Raw genomic sequence first — 13,703 nt, 5'->3', positions numbered from 1 at the left:
ACCAGAGAGGGGCCACCCGAGGTGACCACGCCGCCGGAGCACGATGCGGTCGAGCACGACGCGATGCTGCGCGCGCTCGACCTCGCCGCCACGCCCGGCGTGCCGTTCGGGCCCAACCCGCGCGTCGGCTGCGTGCTGCTGGCCGACGACGGCTCGGTCGTCGCCGAGGGCCACCACCGCGGCGCCGGCACCCCGCACGCCGAGGCCGACGCGCTGGCGCGGGCCGGTGCGGCCGCCCGCGGCACCACCGCCGTGGTGACCCTCGAGCCCTGCGACCACACCGGACGCACCGGCCCCTGCTCGCAGGCCCTGCTGGCCGCCGGTGTGCGCCGGGTCGTGGTGGCCGTGCCCGACGCCAACCCCGTGGCCGCCGGCGGCGCGGCCACGCTGCGCGCCGCCGGCGTCGAGGTGGAGGTGGGCCTGCTCGGGGCGCGGGCCGAGCGGCTCAACCGCGGGTGGCGGCACGGCCTGTCCCTCGGACGGCCGTTCGTCACCTGGAAGCTCGCCACCACCCTCGACGGGCGCAGCGCGGCCGCCGACGGCACCAGCCGCTGGATCTCCGGGTCCCGCTCGCGCCGTGACGTCCACCGGCTGCGGGCCCTGGCCGACGCCGTGGTGGTCGGCACCGCCACGGTGGAGGCCGACGACCCCCGGTTGACCGTGCGCGGCGACGACGACCGCGACCTCGACCACCAGCCGCTGCGCGTGGTGGTGGGGGAGCGCGACCTGCGCCCCGGCCTGCGGGTGCTCGACGACGCGGCGCAGACCGTGCACCTGCGCACCCGCGACCCGTACGCCGTGCTCGCCGACCTGTTCGCGCGGGGGCGCCGCGAGGTGTTCCTCGAGGGCGGGCCGACCCTGGCCGCGGCGTTCGTGCGCGCCGGGCTGGTCGACGAGGTCGTGGCCTACGTCGCGCCGGTGCTGCTCGGCGCCGGCACCCACGCCGTCGGCGACCTCGGAATCACGACGATCGCGGGGGCGTTGCGCCCCGTGGTCACCGACGTCACCGTGCTCGACCACGAAGCCGGCGAGCAGCCGGACGTGCGGCTCGTGATGACGCCCGGCCCGACCACCGCCGCACCCACCCAGGAGACCTGATGTTCACCGGAATCGTCGAGGAGCTCGGCACCGTCACCGCCGTCGAGGAGCAGGGCGACGCCATCCGGCTCACCGTGCGCGCGACCGTCGTGCTCGACGACGCCGGGCTCGGCGACTCGATCGCGGTCAACGGCTGCTGCCTCACCGTGGCCGCCCGCACCGACGACACCTGGACCGCCGACGTCATGCAGGAGACCCTCGACAAGACCAGCCTGCTCGGCGTGCGGCCCGGCGACCGGGTCAACCTCGAGCGCGCGGTGACCGCCGACGGGCGCCTCGGCGGCCACGTCGTGCAGGGCCACGTCGACGGCGTCGGCGAGGTGCTGCGCCGCAGCCCCAGCGAGCACTGGGAGGTCGTCGAGGTGTCGCTGCCCGCCGACGAGCGGGGCGGCCTGGGCCGCTACCTGGTCGAGAAGGGCTCGATCACCGTCGACGGCGTCAGCCTCACCCTCGTCGACGTCGGCGACACCAGCTTCAGCGTCAGCCTGATCCCCGAGACCCTCGCCCGCACCACCCTCGGCGCGCGGCAGGTCGGCGACCGCGTCAACCTGGAGGCCGACGTGCTGGCCAAGCACGTGGAGAAGCTGCTCGTCGGCGGCCACCTCGACGCGCTGGTGCGCCGCCTGGGGGAGCAGGACTGATGCTCGAGTGGTTCCTGCACGGCTCCATCCCCGTCGGGGGTGGTGCGCTGAGCGTGCGCGAGGTGGTCGGCAACGGCTTCGGCCTGGCCAGCGCGCTGCTCGGCATGCGCCGGCTGGCCTGGGCGTGGCCCGTGGGCCTGGTCGGCAACGCACTGCTGTTCACCGTGTTCGTCAGCGGCGAGATCAGCGGCACCGTCGCCGAGCCGCTGTGGGGCCAGGCCGGACGCCAGGTGTTCTTCGCGCTGGCGGGGCTCTACGGCTGGTGGCGCTGGACCCACGTCCGCGGCGGCAGCGACGGCGGCGCGATCGCGCCCCGCTGGGCCAGCGGGGCGGAGCGGCTGCAGCTGCTCGCGCTCGGCGTGGCCGGCTACGCGCTGGCCCACCCCGTGCTGGAGCGCATCGGCTCCTACAGCCCCACCACCGAGGCGTTCATCCTCACCGGCTCGCTGCTGGCGACGTACGGCATGGCGCGCGGCTGGGTGGAGTTCTGGCTGGTGTGGATCGCCGTCGACGTCGTCGGCGTCACGACCCTCGTGCAGGCCGGCTACTACCCGACCGCCGGCATGTACCTGTTCTACGGCGGCTTCTGCGTCGCCGGGCTCGTCACCTGGTGGCGCGCGACCCGCACGGTCGTCGAGGAGACGACCGCCCTCGAAGGAGCACCCGCATGAGCCAGACCCACCCCGGCCAGGACGCCGAGCCGGCGCTGCCGCCGCTCCCGCCGATGACCCCGCAGGAGCAGCACGGCGGAGTGCGCCTCGACAGCGTCGAGCGCGCGATCGCCGACGTCGCGGCCGGGCGGGCCGTGGTCGTCGTCGACGACGAGGGCCGCGAGAACGAGGGCGACCTGATCTTCGCCGCGGCCCGGGCGACCCCCGAGCTGATGGCGTTCACCATCCGCCACTCCAGCGGCGTGATCTGCGTGCCGATGCCCGGCGACATGCTCGACCGGCTCGAGATCCCGCTGATGACGCCGCACAACAAGGACAAGCTGCGCACGGCGTACACGATCTCGGTCGACGCCCGCGACGGCGTGTCCACCGGGATCTCGGCCGCCGACCGCGCCCACACCGCGCGCGTGCTCGCCGACTCCGCGACCGAGCCGTGGGAGATCACCCGGCCCGGCCACGTCTTCCCGCTGCGCTACCGCGAGGGCGGGGTGCTCGCGCGCCGCGGCCACACCGAGGCCGCCGTCGACCTCGCCCGGCTCGCCGGGCTGACCCCGGCCGGCGTGCTGGTGGAGGTCGTCAACGACGACGGCACCATGAAGCGGGCCCCCGAGCTGCGTGCGTTCGCCGACGAGCACGGCCTGGCGATGATCTCCATCGACGACCTGGTGCGCTACCGGCGTCGGGTGGAGACGCTCGTCGAGCGGGTGGCCGAGACCCGGCTGCCCACCCGCGCCGGCGACTTCACCGCCTACGGCTACCGCATCACCGTCGACGGCTCCGAGCACGTCGCGCTGGTGCACGGCGACGTCAGCGGCCCCGAGCCGGTGCTCACCCGGGTGCACTCCGAGTGCCTGACCGGCGACGTCTTCGGCAGCCACCGCTGCGACTGCGGGCCCCAGCTCGACGAGGCGCTCGAGCGGGTGCAGGCCGAGGGTCGCGGCGTCGTGGTCTACCTGCGCGGCCACGAGGGGCGCGGGATCGGGCTGGTCGCCAAGCTGCAGGCCTACGCGCTGCAGGACGGCGGGCGCGACACCGTGGACGCCAACCTCGACCTGGGCCTGCCCGCCGACGCCCGGCACTACGGCACCGCCACCCAGGTGCTGCGCGACCTCGGCGTCACCCGGGTGCGGCTGATGACGAACAACCCCGACAAGGTCAGCAACCTCGAGGACTTCGGGATCACCGTGACCGAGCGGGTGCCGCTCACCCCGCACCCCAACGACCACAACCTCGGCTACCTGCTGACCAAGCGGGACCGGATGGGCCACGTGCTGCCCGACCTCGACCCGGCGCGCGACCCGGTGCTCGACCCGGCCGGCGCGACCACCACCCCTCTCACGGACGGAGCCGACGCATGAGCGGACACGGCGCACCCACCCCCGAGCCCGTCGACGGCTCCGACCTGCGCGTCGCCGTCGTGGCGGCCAGCTGGCACACCGAGGTGATGGACGGGCTCCTCGCCGGCGCCCACCGCGCCCTCGACGAGGCCGGCGTGCCCGACCCCCTCGTGGTGCGGGTGCCCGGCACCTTCGAGCTGCCGGTCGTCGCGGCCGCCCTCGGCGCCCAGGGCTACCACGCCGTGGTCGCCCTCGGGGTCGTCGTGCGCGGCGGCACCCCCCACTTCGAGTACGTCTGCGGCTCCGCCACCGACGGGCTGACCCGGGTGGCCCTCGACCACCAGGTGGCCGTCGGCTTCGGCGTGCTGACCTGCGACGACGACGACCAGGCGCGTGACCGCGCGGGGCTGCCGGGCTCGCGGGAGGACAAGGGCCACGAGGCCACCCACGCGGCCCTGCAGACCGCCCTCGTGCTCCGCGGGCTGCGTCGCGACGGGGTGGCCTGAGCGTGCCCGGTCCCGCGGTGCCGCCCCCGGCGCCGACCACCACCACGACCACCTAGGCTGGCTCCCCGTGAAGACGTTCGACGAGCTGTGGTCAGAGCTGCAGGACAAGGCCCGCACGCGCCCCGAGGGCTCGGGCACGGTCGCCCAGCTCGACGCCGGCGTGCACGCCATCGGCAAGAAGCTGGTGGAGGAGGCCGCGGAGTCCTGGATGGCCGCCGAGCACGAGGGCAAGGAGCGCACGGCCGAGGAGATCAGCCAGCTGCTCTACCACGCCCAGTGCCTGATGCTGGCCAGCGGCATCGACCTCGACGACGTCTACGCCCACCTGTGAGCGCCCCCGTGACCAGCACCCCCGGCCCGACCCCTGACGTGGCTGCCGCCTCCGACGTGCCCGCACCGCTGCTGCGCGTGGCGGTGCCGAACAAGGGCTCGCTGTCGCAGTCGGCGTCCGAGATCCTGCGCGAGGCCGGCTACCGCCAGCGCGAGGACCCCAAGCAGCTCACCCTCGTCGACGCCGACAACGGGGTGGAGTTCTTCTACCTGCGCCCGCGCGACATCGCGCTGTACGTCGGCGAGGGCACCCTCGACGTCGGCGTCACCGGCCGCGACCTGCTGCACGACTCCGGCGCCAAGGCCCACGAGGCGATGCGCCTGGGCTTCGGTCGCAGCCGGTTCCGCTTCGCGGGCCGCGCGGGCACCTACACCGAGGTCGCCCAGCTCGAGGGCGCCCGCATCGCCACGTCGTACGTCGGCGTCGTGCGGGCCTTCCTCGCCGAGCGCGGCATCACCGCCACCGTCATCCGCCTCGACGGCGCCGTGGAGACCAGCATCCAGCTCGGCGTCGCCGACGTCATCGCCGACGTGGTGGAGACCGGCAGCACGCTGCGCCAGGCCGGTCTCGAGGTGTTCGGCGAGACGATCCTCGAGTCGGAGGCCGTGGTGATCACCCGCGCCGAGCCGCCCGCGCCCGACGGCTTCGAGGTGTTCCGACGCCGCGTCGAGGGCGTGATGGTGGCCCGCAGCTACGTGATGATGGACTACGACATCCCGAGCGAGGCGGTGACCGCCGCGGTGGCGCTGACTCCCGGCATCGAGAGCCCCACCGTGGCGCCGCTGCACCGCGACGGGTGGTCGGCGGTGCGGGTGATGGTGCCCCGCGCCGGTGCGCAGCGGCTGATGGACGAGCTGTGGCAGGTCGGCGCCCGCGGCATCCTCACCACCGACATCCATGCCGCCCGGCTCTGAGCGGCCCCGCCCGGTGCGGGAGCCGGCGCCGGCGCTGCCCCACACGTGGCGCCCGCTGGGCCCGCGGCTGGTGGGGGCGGTGCTGGGCGTCGGCCTGCTGGTGATGTTCGCCGCGGCGTGGTTCGGCTTCGACGCGGAGACCCGCGGCAAGTTCACGCCGTTCCAGATCGGCACGATGGTCGTCCTGGGCTCCCTCGGCTACGCGTGCCTGTTCGCGCTGGTGCGCTCGCGGGTGGTCGCCGAGCGGGAGCGCCTCGTCGTCGTCAACGGCTTCCGTCGCCGCGAGTACGACTGGCGCCAGGTGGTCTCGGTCAACCTGCCGCCCGGCGCCCCGTGGGTCACCCTCGACCTCGCCGACGGCACGTCGGTGGCGGTCATGGGCATCCAGGGCTCCGACGGCGGCCGTGCGGTGCGCTCGGCGCGCCAGCTGCGCGCCGTGGTGAGCGACCTGCACCGCTGACCCCACCGGACCGGCGCGGTCCGACCGGCGCGGTCCGGCGTACGTCCGACCGGGTCAGCCGAGGGCCCGCACGCCCCAGGAGGCCGACCAGGTGTCGTCGCCGCTGCCGGCCGGCCCAAGGGTGACCAGGTGCTCCCCGGTGCGCAGCGCGTCGGCCGGTGCCGTCATCGGCTCCACGGCCAACGCCCGCCGGGCCGTGGCGGGGTCGCTCTCGCCGGTGAAGACCTGCAGCGCGGTGTGGTGCCCGTCGACCCACAGGCACACGCCCTCGCCCGAGCCCGGGTCACGCAGCACCACGGTCGTCGTGCCGTCGTCGTCGGGCAGCAGGTCGGTGAAGCCGTCGTCGAGCACGAGGTCGCCCACCGCGCGGGCGCGGCGGAAGTCGTGGGAGGTGCCGGCCACCGGCTCGCGGTCCACCGGGATCATCCGGTCGTCGGTGAGCAGCCGCGTCACCGCCGGCAGCGTGAGCTCGAGGCCGTCCACCGGTCCGTCGCCGACGCGCAGGTAGGGGTGGGCACCGCTGGCCCAGGGGGCGGGGGAGGCGGAGGTGTTGGTGGCCCGCTGGGTGACGGTGAGGCCGTCGGGCGACAGGGCGTAGTCGACGCGCAGGTCGAGCGTCCAGGGGTAGCCGGTCTGGGCCATCAGCCGGTAGGTGAGCGCGACCGAGCTGTCGGTGCGCTCCGCCACCGTCCAGGCCACCCAGCGCACCAGCCCGTGGGAGGCGTTGCCGCGCGCCGGCTCGCTCAGCGCCAGCTGCAGCTCGCGGCCCTGCCACGTCCAGCGGCCGTCGCGCACCCGGTTGGGCCAGGGCATCAGCAGCTGGCCGCGCCCGCCGGAGGCCATCGCGTCCTCGGCGAACCCGTCGAGCAGCGGGCGCTCGCCGTGGCGCAGCACGCGCAGCGCCGCCCCGCTCTCGGTGACCGTGGCGTGGTAGCCGCCGCCGCTGATCGTGACCTGCTCACCGCTGGGAGGACGCATGCCGCCCACCCTAGGAGGGCGCCGTTCCGCGGTCGCCTGAGCGGCGCACCTGCGCGGGTGCGGCCGCGCGCCGGTGCGGACACGGCTGCACCGTGCGGGGTGCGGTGTGCGCTGGTCGAGCAGCCGTGCGAGCCCTGGATCGCTCAACCGGCGCGATCGCGCGGGTCGCGGACGACGGGTGCCCGCGCCCCGGTGCCGTCGACCAGCACGTCGGCGCGCTCGCGGGTGCGCTCGCGGGCCAGGTGGGTGGCTTCGGCCTGCGTCCAGCGCCGCCAGTGGTCGAGCTGGTCGTGGCCGTCGCGGGCCAGGCCGCGCCGCAGCCGGAGCGCGGCGGGGGCCTCGACCCACACCAGCACGGTCTGCAGCGCGTCGTGGGCCGCGGCACCCGACCCCACGCCCTCCAGCACCAGCAGCGGGGCGGGGGCGACCTCGACGGTCTCGGCCCAGGTGCCGGTGGTCCAGTCGTGCCGGCGGTAGCGCCCCACCTCCCCGGATGCCAGCGGCTCGAGCAGGGTGGCCAGCTGCCGGCCCACGCGGGGCAGCCCCGTCCAGCCGTCGTACAGGTCGTCGAGGTGCACCACCGGCGCGCCGGCGAGGCGGGCGACGGCACCGGCGAGCGTGGTCTTGCCGGAGCCGGCGGGACCGTCGACGCACACCAGCCGGCCGCCGCCCAGCGTGGGCGCGCGGTCCAGGGTCAGGTCGAGCAGGAGCCGCGCGGTGGCCGACGTGCCGGTCGGGCCGCCGCCCGGCTCGACGCCCGGCTCGACGTCCGGGCTCAGGTGATCCCGCGCTCGCGCAGCAGGGCCTCGATGTCGGCGAGGTCGTCGTCGATGGCCGGCTCGCCCTTGCCCTGGGCGGCCGCAGGACGACCTCCGACGGCGCGTCGGCCCTCCCCGGCGGGGGCGGCGGCCGGTGCGGCGCCGCGGCCCCGCACGCCGACCCCACGGGCGATCAGGGCGCCGGCGAGGAGCGCCATCGCCACACCGACCGCGGCGAGCACGACGCCCACCCAGACCGTGGGGCTGAAGACCAGGCGCAGCGCCCAGTCGGAGACCGCATCGACGATGCGGGTGAACATCTGCAGGGTGTCGGTCAGGTAGGCGGCCAGGGGCAGCAGGCTGAGGCCGGCGGCACGCAGGGCGGGGGCCGGTCCGCGGCGCTTCCAGGCGATCCAGGTCCAGACCCCACCGAGCACGGTGAGGGTGATGGTCAGTGCGGCCCACGCGGCGTCGTCCACCCCTCCAGCCTGACACACCGCCACGACGGGCGCTCGTGACCCGCGCGCCGGGCCCCGCGGGTCCGGGGCCTGGCGTGGGTCGGCCTGAGAGGGTGGGGGAGTGAGCGAGACCCCCCGACAGCTGCAAGGCCCGGCCTTCCCCGACGACGACGGCTCGACCTCGCCCGCGGTGGCCCTGGCACTGGCCGCCCACGCCGCCGACCGCAGCCGGTACGCCGAGGCCCTCGCCGCCGTGGCCGGGACGCGGCTGCTGGTCCCGGTGGTCGCGGTGCTCGGCGAGGTGGAGGTCGACGACGCGGGGCTGGCCCACGACAAGACCAGCGACATGGCCGCGGTCCTGATGACCGGCCGAGACGGGCGTACCGCCCTGCTGGCCTTCACCGGGCTGGCCTCGATGGCCGCCTGGGACCCCGCGGCCCGTCCGGTGCCGGTGCCGGCTGCCCTGGCCGCCCGCTCGGCGGTGCAGGAGGGCGCGGCGGCGCTGGTCGTCGACCTGGCGGGCCCGGCGACCCTGGTCGTGGAGGGTCAGGACCTCGACGCGCTCGCCGCGGGCTGGACGCTGACCCGCGTCGGCGAGCGCACCGGGTGGCTGCGACCCGACGCCTGAGCGTCGCCCGCGGCCGCGGGGCGGACCAGTGCCACGGGCCGGCTCGACCGCCCGGCACGATTGGCCGGTGCCGGAATCATCGGCTAATCTTCGGTGTTGACCGATCAGTTCCACCGTGACCCCACGGTGGTGCCGATCTCCAAGCGGGGACCAGCAGCACACGTCTCCCACCCGCACCGACCGCCCTCGTGGAGCAGTCCACGTCACAGGTCGTCGGGTCCGGTCTACGAGGATCCACCGACGACGTCGTCGCCGTACGACGTCAAGGACCCTCGTAGATGCGTCCCGCCGTGGCGGGAGACGTGTCGCGACTGGCTTCCGCTTGGGTCACCAGCGGAAGCCTCTGTTGATTTCGCCGCCCCCCACGGGCGACGGTGCAGAGACCTCCGGACGGATCCCCAACCAGGAGGACACATCAGCACCGAGCTTCGAATCAACGACCGGATCCGGGTTTCCGAGGTCCGTCTCGTTGGCCCCAGTGGCGAGACCGTCGGCATCGTTCCCACCGCCGACGCGCTGCGCCTCGCCCAGGAAGCCGACCTCGACCTCGTCGAGATCGCCCCCATGGCCCGCCCGCCGGTCTGCAAGCTCATGGACTACGGCAAGTTCAAGTACGAGAACGCCCAGAAGGCGCGCGAGGCCCGTCGCAACCAGACGAACGTGATCATCAAGGAGATGAAGCTTCGTCCGAAGATCGACGCCCACGACTACGAGACGAAGAAGGGGCACGTCGTCCGGTTCCTGCGGGCCGGCGACAAGGTCAAGATCACGATCATGTTCCGTGGTCGTGAGCAGCACCGCCCCGAGCTGGGGTTCCGGCTGCTGCAGCGTCTGGCCGAGGACGTCACCGACCTCGGCTTCGTGGAGTCCTCGCCCAAGCAGGACGGGCGCAACATGATCATGGTCCTCGGCCCGCACAAGAAGAAGGCCGAGGCCAAGGTCGACATGCTGGCCCAGAAGGAGAACAAGGCCGCCGAGCGGGCCGCCGTGGTCGCCGACGAGCGCGCTGAGCGCGACGCCGCCCACGCCGCGGGGCCCGTGGCGAAGAAGAAGGAGCGCGGCCGCTCCGAGAACCTCGATCCCGAGATCGAGGCCTGAGACTCCCGCCGGGGCACCACCGTGCCCGAGGCGACGACGAGAGAGAGATCGATATGCCGAAGAACAAGAGCCACTCCGGTGCGAGCAAGCGCTTCCGCGTGACCGGAACGGGCAAGATCCTTCGCGAGAAGGCGGGCAAGCGACACAACCTGGAGAAGAAGTCCTCCAAGGTCACCCGTCGCCTGACCGGCACCGTGGAGGTCGCCAAGGCCGACGTCCCGCGCGCCAAGAAGATGCTGGGCATCTGATCCACCGCCCCGTGCCTGCGCAGCGCGCAGGCGCCTGACCGGTCCCGACGTCGGCACCCGGTCACCCCCGAACCCGAGCAACAAGGAGCACCATCGTGGCACGCGTCAAGCGGGCAGTGAACGCCCAGAAGAAGCGCCGGACGACCCTCGAGCGGGCCAGCGGCTACCGCGGCCAGCGCTCGCGGCTGTACCGCAAGGCCAAGGAGCAGGTCACCCACTCCCTGGTCTACAGCTACAACGACCGCCGCAAGAACAAGGGCAACTTCCGCAAGCTGTGGATCCAGCGCATCAACGCCGCCGCGCGTGCGCAGGGCATGACCTACAACCGCTTCATCCAGGGCCTCAACCTGGCCGGCGTCGAGGTCGACCGCAAGATCCTCGCCGACCTGGCCGTCAACGACGTCGCCGCGTTCAACGTCCTCGTGGAGACGGCCCGCGCCGCGCTCCCCGCCGACGTCAACGCCCCCAAGGTCGAGGCCTCGGCCTGAGCACCATCCCCCTGACGGCCGGCAACAGCCGCGTCAAGGACGCACGCAGGCTCAGCCGCCGCTCGGATCGCTCCGAGCGGCGGCTGTTCCTCGCTGACGGCCCGAAGGCCGTCGAGGGTGCCCTGGGCACCCCCGGCTGCGTGGTCGAGGTCTTCGCCACGCCGGCCGCCGCCCAGCGCCACCCCGACCTGGTGGCCGCCGCCCCGGTCTGGACGCCGGTCGACGAGCGCGCGCTCGCCGCGCTCAGCGACTCCGTGAGCCCGGCCGGTGTCGTGGCGGTCTGCCGCTTCCTCGACCGCCCGCTGCACCACCTCCTCGACCCCGCGCCGGCACTGGTCGCGGTGTGCTGCGACGTCCGCGACCCCGGCAACGCCGGCACCGTCGTGCGCTGCGCCGACGCCACCGGCGCGGGCGCCGTCGTGCTGGCCGGCAGCTCGGTCGACGCGTACAACCCCAAGACGGTGCGGGCCAGCGTCGGCAGCCTCTTCCACGTGCCGCTGGCGGTCGAGCCCGACCCCGTGGCCACCGTGCTCGCCCTGCAGGCCGCCGGCCTGCAGGTGCTGGCCGCCGAAGGCGACGGCGACGACGACCTGTTCGACCTCGACGACGAGCTGGCCCGCCCGACCGCCTGGCTGTTCGGCAACGAGGCCCGCGGCCTGCCCACCGAGCTCGCGGCCCTGGCCGACCGGCGCGTGGCCATCCCCATCCACGGCCGCGCCGAGAGCCTCAACCTCTCCACCGCCGCTGCGGTGTGCTTGTACGCCTCGGCCCGGGTGCAGCGGGCCCGACCCGCCTGACCTGGCGCACGGCCGGGCCCGGACGTGCTGGCAGGCCGGGCGTGCCGGCCGTGCCGTCACACGGCGGGGGAGCGGCGTCCTAGGGTGGGCGCGTGGACGCCCAGGAGCTCGCCGACTCGTTGCCCGACGGCGTCGTCTCGGCCGACGCCGAGGGCCGGGTGACCCTGGTGTCGCGTGTCGCGGCGCAGATGCTCGGCGCGGCCGCCGTCGACGCGGTGGGCCGCGACCTCGGCGACGTCCTGGCCCTGCAGGACCAGGACGGGGTGGCCTGGTTCCAGCACAACCGCCCCTACGCGGGCCTGGCCACCCGCACCGCCGTGCCCGAGCAGTCGTGGCTGCTGCCCGACGGCACCGAGGTGCTCGCCGCGGCGCGCATCCACCGGCCGGGGCTGCGCAGCCCCGTCTCGGGGGTCGTGGTGACGCTGCGCTCCGGGCGTGGCCGGGCGCGCCTGGACCGGGAGCGCTCCGACCTGGTGGCGACCGTCGCCCACGAGCTGCGCTCGCCGCTGACCGGGGTCAAGGGCTTCGTCACCGCGATGCTCAACCGCTGGGACCGCCTGAGCGACGAGCAGAAGAAGCTGATGCTCACCACGGTCAGCGCCGACTCCGACCGGCTCAGCCGCCTCATCGCCGAGCTCCTCGACGTCGCCCGCATCGACACGGGCCGGCTGCAGCTCTACCCCCGCCCGTGCGACGCGGAGGTGCTGGTCACCCGCATCGTGGAGTCGGTGCGCGCCGGCACGACCCGCCGCATCGACCTCGACGTGCGCCCCGGGCTCCCGCCGGTCTCCGCCGACCCCGACAAGCTCACCCAGGTCGTCACCAACCTGGTCGAGAACGGTGTGCGCCACGGCGACGGCACCGTCAGCGTGCTCCTCGAGCCCGACGGCGCCGAGCCCGAGGGGGTGCGGATCACCATCGACGACGAGGGGGAGGGCATCCCGCTCGACCTGCGCCGACGGGTCTTCACGAAGTTCTGGAAGGGCGGTGCCCGCGGCGGGACCGGCCTGGGCATGTACATCGTCGGCGGGCTCACCCGCGCCCACGGCGCGACCGTGGTGATCGACGACGCCCCCGGTGGCGGCGCGCGCATCGTGCTCACCTGGCCCACCGAGGACCGCCGGGTCCGGTGACCCCGTGCCCCGGCGCCGGGCCCGCCCGCGGTGCTAGGGCGCGCCCACGCCGTCGATGCTGCGGGACGGGGCCAGCACCAGGTCGCCGGCGGCCTCGCCCAGCACCGCGCGCGCCTCCTCGGGCAGGCCCTCGTCGCTGATGACGAGGTCGGCCTCCTCGAGCGGGATGATCGTGCTGATGCCGATCATCCCCCACTTCGTGTGGTCGGCCAGGACGACCAGGCGCTGACCTGCGGCGACCAGCGCCTGGTCGGTGTCGGCCTCCGACAGGTTCGGCGTCGTGAAGCCTGCCCGGGCGTCCATGCCGTGCACGCCGAGGAACACCAGGTCGAGGTGGAGCAGCCGCAGCGACGAGACCGCCACCGGCCCCACCAGGGCGTCCGACGGGGTGCGCACACCCCCGGTGAGGACGACGTTGCTGGTGCCCGCGGCGTGCAGCACGTCGGCCACCCGCATGGAGTTCGTGACCACCGTGAGCTCGGGGATGTCCCGCAGGTGGTGGGCCAGGGTCCAGGTCGTGGTGCCGGCCGACAGGCCGATGGCCGACCCCGGGCGCACCAGCGCGGCGGCCGCGGCCGCGATGGCCTCCTTCTCCGCGGTCTGGCGCACGAACTTGGCCTCGAAGCCCGGCTCGTCGGTGCTGGGACCGCCCCCGCCGGACACCGTGGCACCCCCGTGCACCTTGTCCAGACGCTGCTGGGAGGCCAGCACGTCGAGGTCGCGACGGATGGTCATCTCGGAGACCTGCAGCAGGCGGGCGAGCTCGCTGACCCGGACGGCCCGGCGTCGCTCGACCTCGTGCAGGATGCGGGCCTGGCGTTCGGCGGCGAGCATGCGGGGTCCTCTCGGCGGGCCGCCGTGGGCGGTGGGGGGCGGCGACAGTGAAGCACGGGTCCGGGCGCCGGGCGGGGGAGCTGCCGACGTTGTGTGGTGTTGTTCGGATCTGCGTTCGCCTGTTGGCAATTGTCATCATGGCCCGTGTCGTGCGTCACACGCAACGTACGACGGCCACGACCCCGGCGGTGCCGTGCCGGGTGGTGTGCGGGGGCGTCCCGGCACCGGCGACTGGGCGCGGCCCGTTGCGCTTTCCTGTGCGTTCATGTTTGCTTGGCCCATCTGCTGTGACCGCCGTTACACGAGGCAGCCCCCTCGGCTCAAG

At 74.6% G+C, this 13,703-nt stretch carries 18 protein-coding genes; 14 read left to right on the top strand and 4 right to left on the bottom strand.

The features are described from left to right. Positions 1–63 precede the first annotated feature (63 nt). The 8 genes from ribD to AC4OR8_RS09705 all read left to right on the top strand — a co-directional run bounded on the left by ribD (position 64) and on the right by AC4OR8_RS09705 (position 5,958). Positions 64–1,098: a bifunctional diaminohydroxyphosphoribosylaminopyrimidine deaminase/5-amino-6-(5-phosphoribosylamino)uracil reductase RibD gene (gene ribD / locus AC4OR8_RS09740; RefSeq protein ID WP_492166404.1), complete on the top strand. Its 1,035-nt coding sequence runs from the start codon at positions 64–66 to the stop codon at positions 1,096–1,098. Continuing rightward, entirely contained in the window at positions 1,098–1,739 is a 642-nt protein-coding gene (locus AC4OR8_RS09735) for a riboflavin synthase (protein ID WP_492165357.1), read from the top strand. Before ribD ends, AC4OR8_RS09735 begins: the two co-directional genes overlap by 1 nt. Continuing rightward, a complete protein-coding gene (gene pnuC / locus AC4OR8_RS09730) occupies positions 1,739–2,410 on the top strand; it encodes a nicotinamide riboside transporter PnuC (protein ID WP_492165356.1) in 672 nt (223 codons plus the stop codon). Before AC4OR8_RS09735 ends, pnuC begins: the two co-directional genes overlap by 1 nt. Before the next feature lie 53 nt (positions 2,411–2,463). Then, positions 2,464–3,768, top strand: coding sequence for a bifunctional 3,4-dihydroxy-2-butanone-4-phosphate synthase/GTP cyclohydrolase II (locus AC4OR8_RS09725; protein ID WP_492166403.1), 1,305 nt, complete (start codon positions 2,464–2,466; stop codon positions 3,766–3,768). After that, positions 3,765–4,253 carry a 6,7-dimethyl-8-ribityllumazine synthase gene (ribH, locus tag AC4OR8_RS09720; RefSeq protein WP_492165355.1) on the top strand — a complete coding sequence of 163 codons (489 nt, stop codon included), beginning with the start codon at positions 3,765–3,767 and terminating at the stop codon, positions 4,251–4,253. The genes AC4OR8_RS09725 and ribH overlap by 4 nt, the downstream gene beginning before the upstream one ends. Positions 4,254–4,320: 67 nt before the next feature. Next, positions 4,321–4,584 carry a phosphoribosyl-ATP diphosphatase gene (locus AC4OR8_RS09715; protein WP_492165354.1) on the top strand — a complete coding sequence of 88 codons (264 nt, stop codon included), beginning with the start codon at positions 4,321–4,323 and terminating at the stop codon, positions 4,582–4,584. Between the two features lie 68 nt (positions 4,585–4,652). Beyond that, a complete protein-coding gene (hisG, locus tag AC4OR8_RS09710) occupies positions 4,653–5,498 on the top strand; it encodes an ATP phosphoribosyltransferase (RefSeq protein ID WP_492166402.1) in 846 nt (281 codons plus the stop codon). Continuing rightward, the gene (locus AC4OR8_RS09705) at positions 5,482–5,958 is read left to right on the top strand and encodes a PH domain-containing protein (protein WP_492165353.1); all 477 of its coding nucleotides are present in this window, start codon (positions 5,482–5,484) and stop codon (positions 5,956–5,958) included. Before hisG ends, AC4OR8_RS09705 begins: the two co-directional genes overlap by 17 nt. A 54-nt stretch (positions 5,959–6,012) precedes the next feature. Here AC4OR8_RS09705 and AC4OR8_RS09700 read toward each other — a convergent pair whose 3' ends face one another. From AC4OR8_RS09700 to AC4OR8_RS09690, 3 genes are all read right to left on the bottom strand, one after another. After that, on the bottom strand, positions 6,013–6,936 hold the full coding sequence (locus tag AC4OR8_RS09700; RefSeq protein ID WP_492165352.1) for an aldose 1-epimerase family protein: 924 nt from the start codon (positions 6,934–6,936) through the stop codon (positions 6,013–6,015). Positions 6,937–7,079: 143 nt separating this feature from the next. Next, the gene (locus AC4OR8_RS09695) at positions 7,080–7,592 is read right to left on the bottom strand and encodes a uridine kinase family protein (protein ID WP_492165351.1); all 513 of its coding nucleotides are present in this window, start codon (positions 7,590–7,592) and stop codon (positions 7,080–7,082) included. Positions 7,593–7,711: 119 nt separating this feature from the next. Beyond that, positions 7,712–8,173 carry a hypothetical protein gene (locus AC4OR8_RS09690; protein ID WP_492165350.1) on the bottom strand — a complete coding sequence of 154 codons (462 nt, stop codon included), beginning with the start codon at positions 8,171–8,173 and terminating at the stop codon, positions 7,712–7,714. Between the two features lie 100 nt (positions 8,174–8,273). Here AC4OR8_RS09690 and AC4OR8_RS09685 point away from each other — a divergent pair, with 100 nt between their 5' ends. From AC4OR8_RS09685 to AC4OR8_RS09660, 6 genes are all read left to right on the top strand, one after another. Then, positions 8,274–8,780, top strand: coding sequence for an SseB family protein (locus AC4OR8_RS09685; protein WP_492165349.1), 507 nt, complete (start codon positions 8,274–8,276; stop codon positions 8,778–8,780). Between the two features lie 93 nt (positions 8,781–8,873). Next, positions 8,874–9,878, top strand: coding sequence for a translation initiation factor IF-3 (gene infC, locus AC4OR8_RS09680; RefSeq protein WP_492165348.1), 1,005 nt, complete (start codon positions 8,874–8,876; stop codon positions 9,876–9,878). 53 nt (positions 9,879–9,931) lie between these two features. Beyond that, positions 9,932–10,126, top strand: coding sequence for a 50S ribosomal protein L35 (gene rpmI, locus AC4OR8_RS09675; protein ID WP_492165347.1), 195 nt, complete (start codon positions 9,932–9,934; stop codon positions 10,124–10,126). A gap of 95 nt (positions 10,127–10,221) precedes the next feature. Beyond that, positions 10,222–10,614, top strand: coding sequence for a 50S ribosomal protein L20 (gene rplT, locus AC4OR8_RS09670; protein ID WP_492165346.1), 393 nt, complete (start codon positions 10,222–10,224; stop codon positions 10,612–10,614). Continuing rightward, positions 10,611–11,411, top strand: coding sequence for a TrmH family RNA methyltransferase (locus tag AC4OR8_RS09665; RefSeq protein WP_492166401.1), 801 nt, complete (start codon positions 10,611–10,613; stop codon positions 11,409–11,411). Before rplT ends, AC4OR8_RS09665 begins: the two co-directional genes overlap by 4 nt. Positions 11,412–11,503: 92 nt before the next feature. Next, on the top strand, positions 11,504–12,544 hold the full coding sequence (locus AC4OR8_RS09660) for a sensor histidine kinase (protein ID WP_492165345.1): 1,041 nt from the start codon (positions 11,504–11,506) through the stop codon (positions 12,542–12,544). A 33-nt stretch (positions 12,545–12,577) separates the two neighbouring features. Here the strand turns inward: AC4OR8_RS09660 and AC4OR8_RS09655 are convergent, their stop codons facing one another. Beyond that, positions 12,578–13,378: a DeoR/GlpR family DNA-binding transcription regulator gene (locus AC4OR8_RS09655; RefSeq protein ID WP_492165344.1), complete on the bottom strand. Its 801-nt coding sequence runs from the start codon at positions 13,376–13,378 to the stop codon at positions 12,578–12,580. Positions 13,379–13,703 lie beyond the last annotated feature (325 nt).

The sequence above is a fragment of the Nocardioides sp. FY1077 genome, assembly GCF_058681775.1.
This window is presented reverse-complemented; position numbering and strand designations above follow the sequence as displayed.

Coding starts and splice junctions, on each gene's coding strand:
- ribD (WP_492166404.1), top strand. CDS start 64: ATGCTGCGCGCGCTCGACCTCGCCGCCACGCCCGGCGTGCCGTTCGGG.
- AC4OR8_RS09735 (WP_492165357.1), top strand. CDS start 1,098: ATGTTCACCGGAATCGTCGAGGAGCTCGGCACCGTCACCGCCGTCGAG.
- pnuC (WP_492165356.1), top strand. CDS start 1,739: ATGCTCGAGTGGTTCCTGCACGGCTCCATCCCCGTCGGGGGTGGTGCG.
- AC4OR8_RS09725 (WP_492166403.1), top strand. CDS start 2,464: ATGACCCCGCAGGAGCAGCACGGCGGAGTGCGCCTCGACAGCGTCGAG.
- ribH (WP_492165355.1), top strand. CDS start 3,765: ATGAGCGGACACGGCGCACCCACCCCCGAGCCCGTCGACGGCTCCGAC.
- AC4OR8_RS09705 (WP_492165353.1), top strand. CDS start 5,482: ATGCCGCCCGGCTCTGAGCGGCCCCGCCCGGTGCGGGAGCCGGCGCCG.
- AC4OR8_RS09700 (WP_492165352.1), bottom strand. CDS start 6,936: ATGCGTCCTCCCAGCGGTGAGCAGGTCACGATCAGCGGCGGCGGCTAC.
- rpmI (WP_492165347.1), top strand. CDS start 9,932: ATGCCGAAGAACAAGAGCCACTCCGGTGCGAGCAAGCGCTTCCGCGTG.
- AC4OR8_RS09655 (WP_492165344.1), bottom strand. CDS start 13,378: ATGCTCGCCGCCGAACGCCAGGCCCGCATCCTGCACGAGGTCGAGCGA.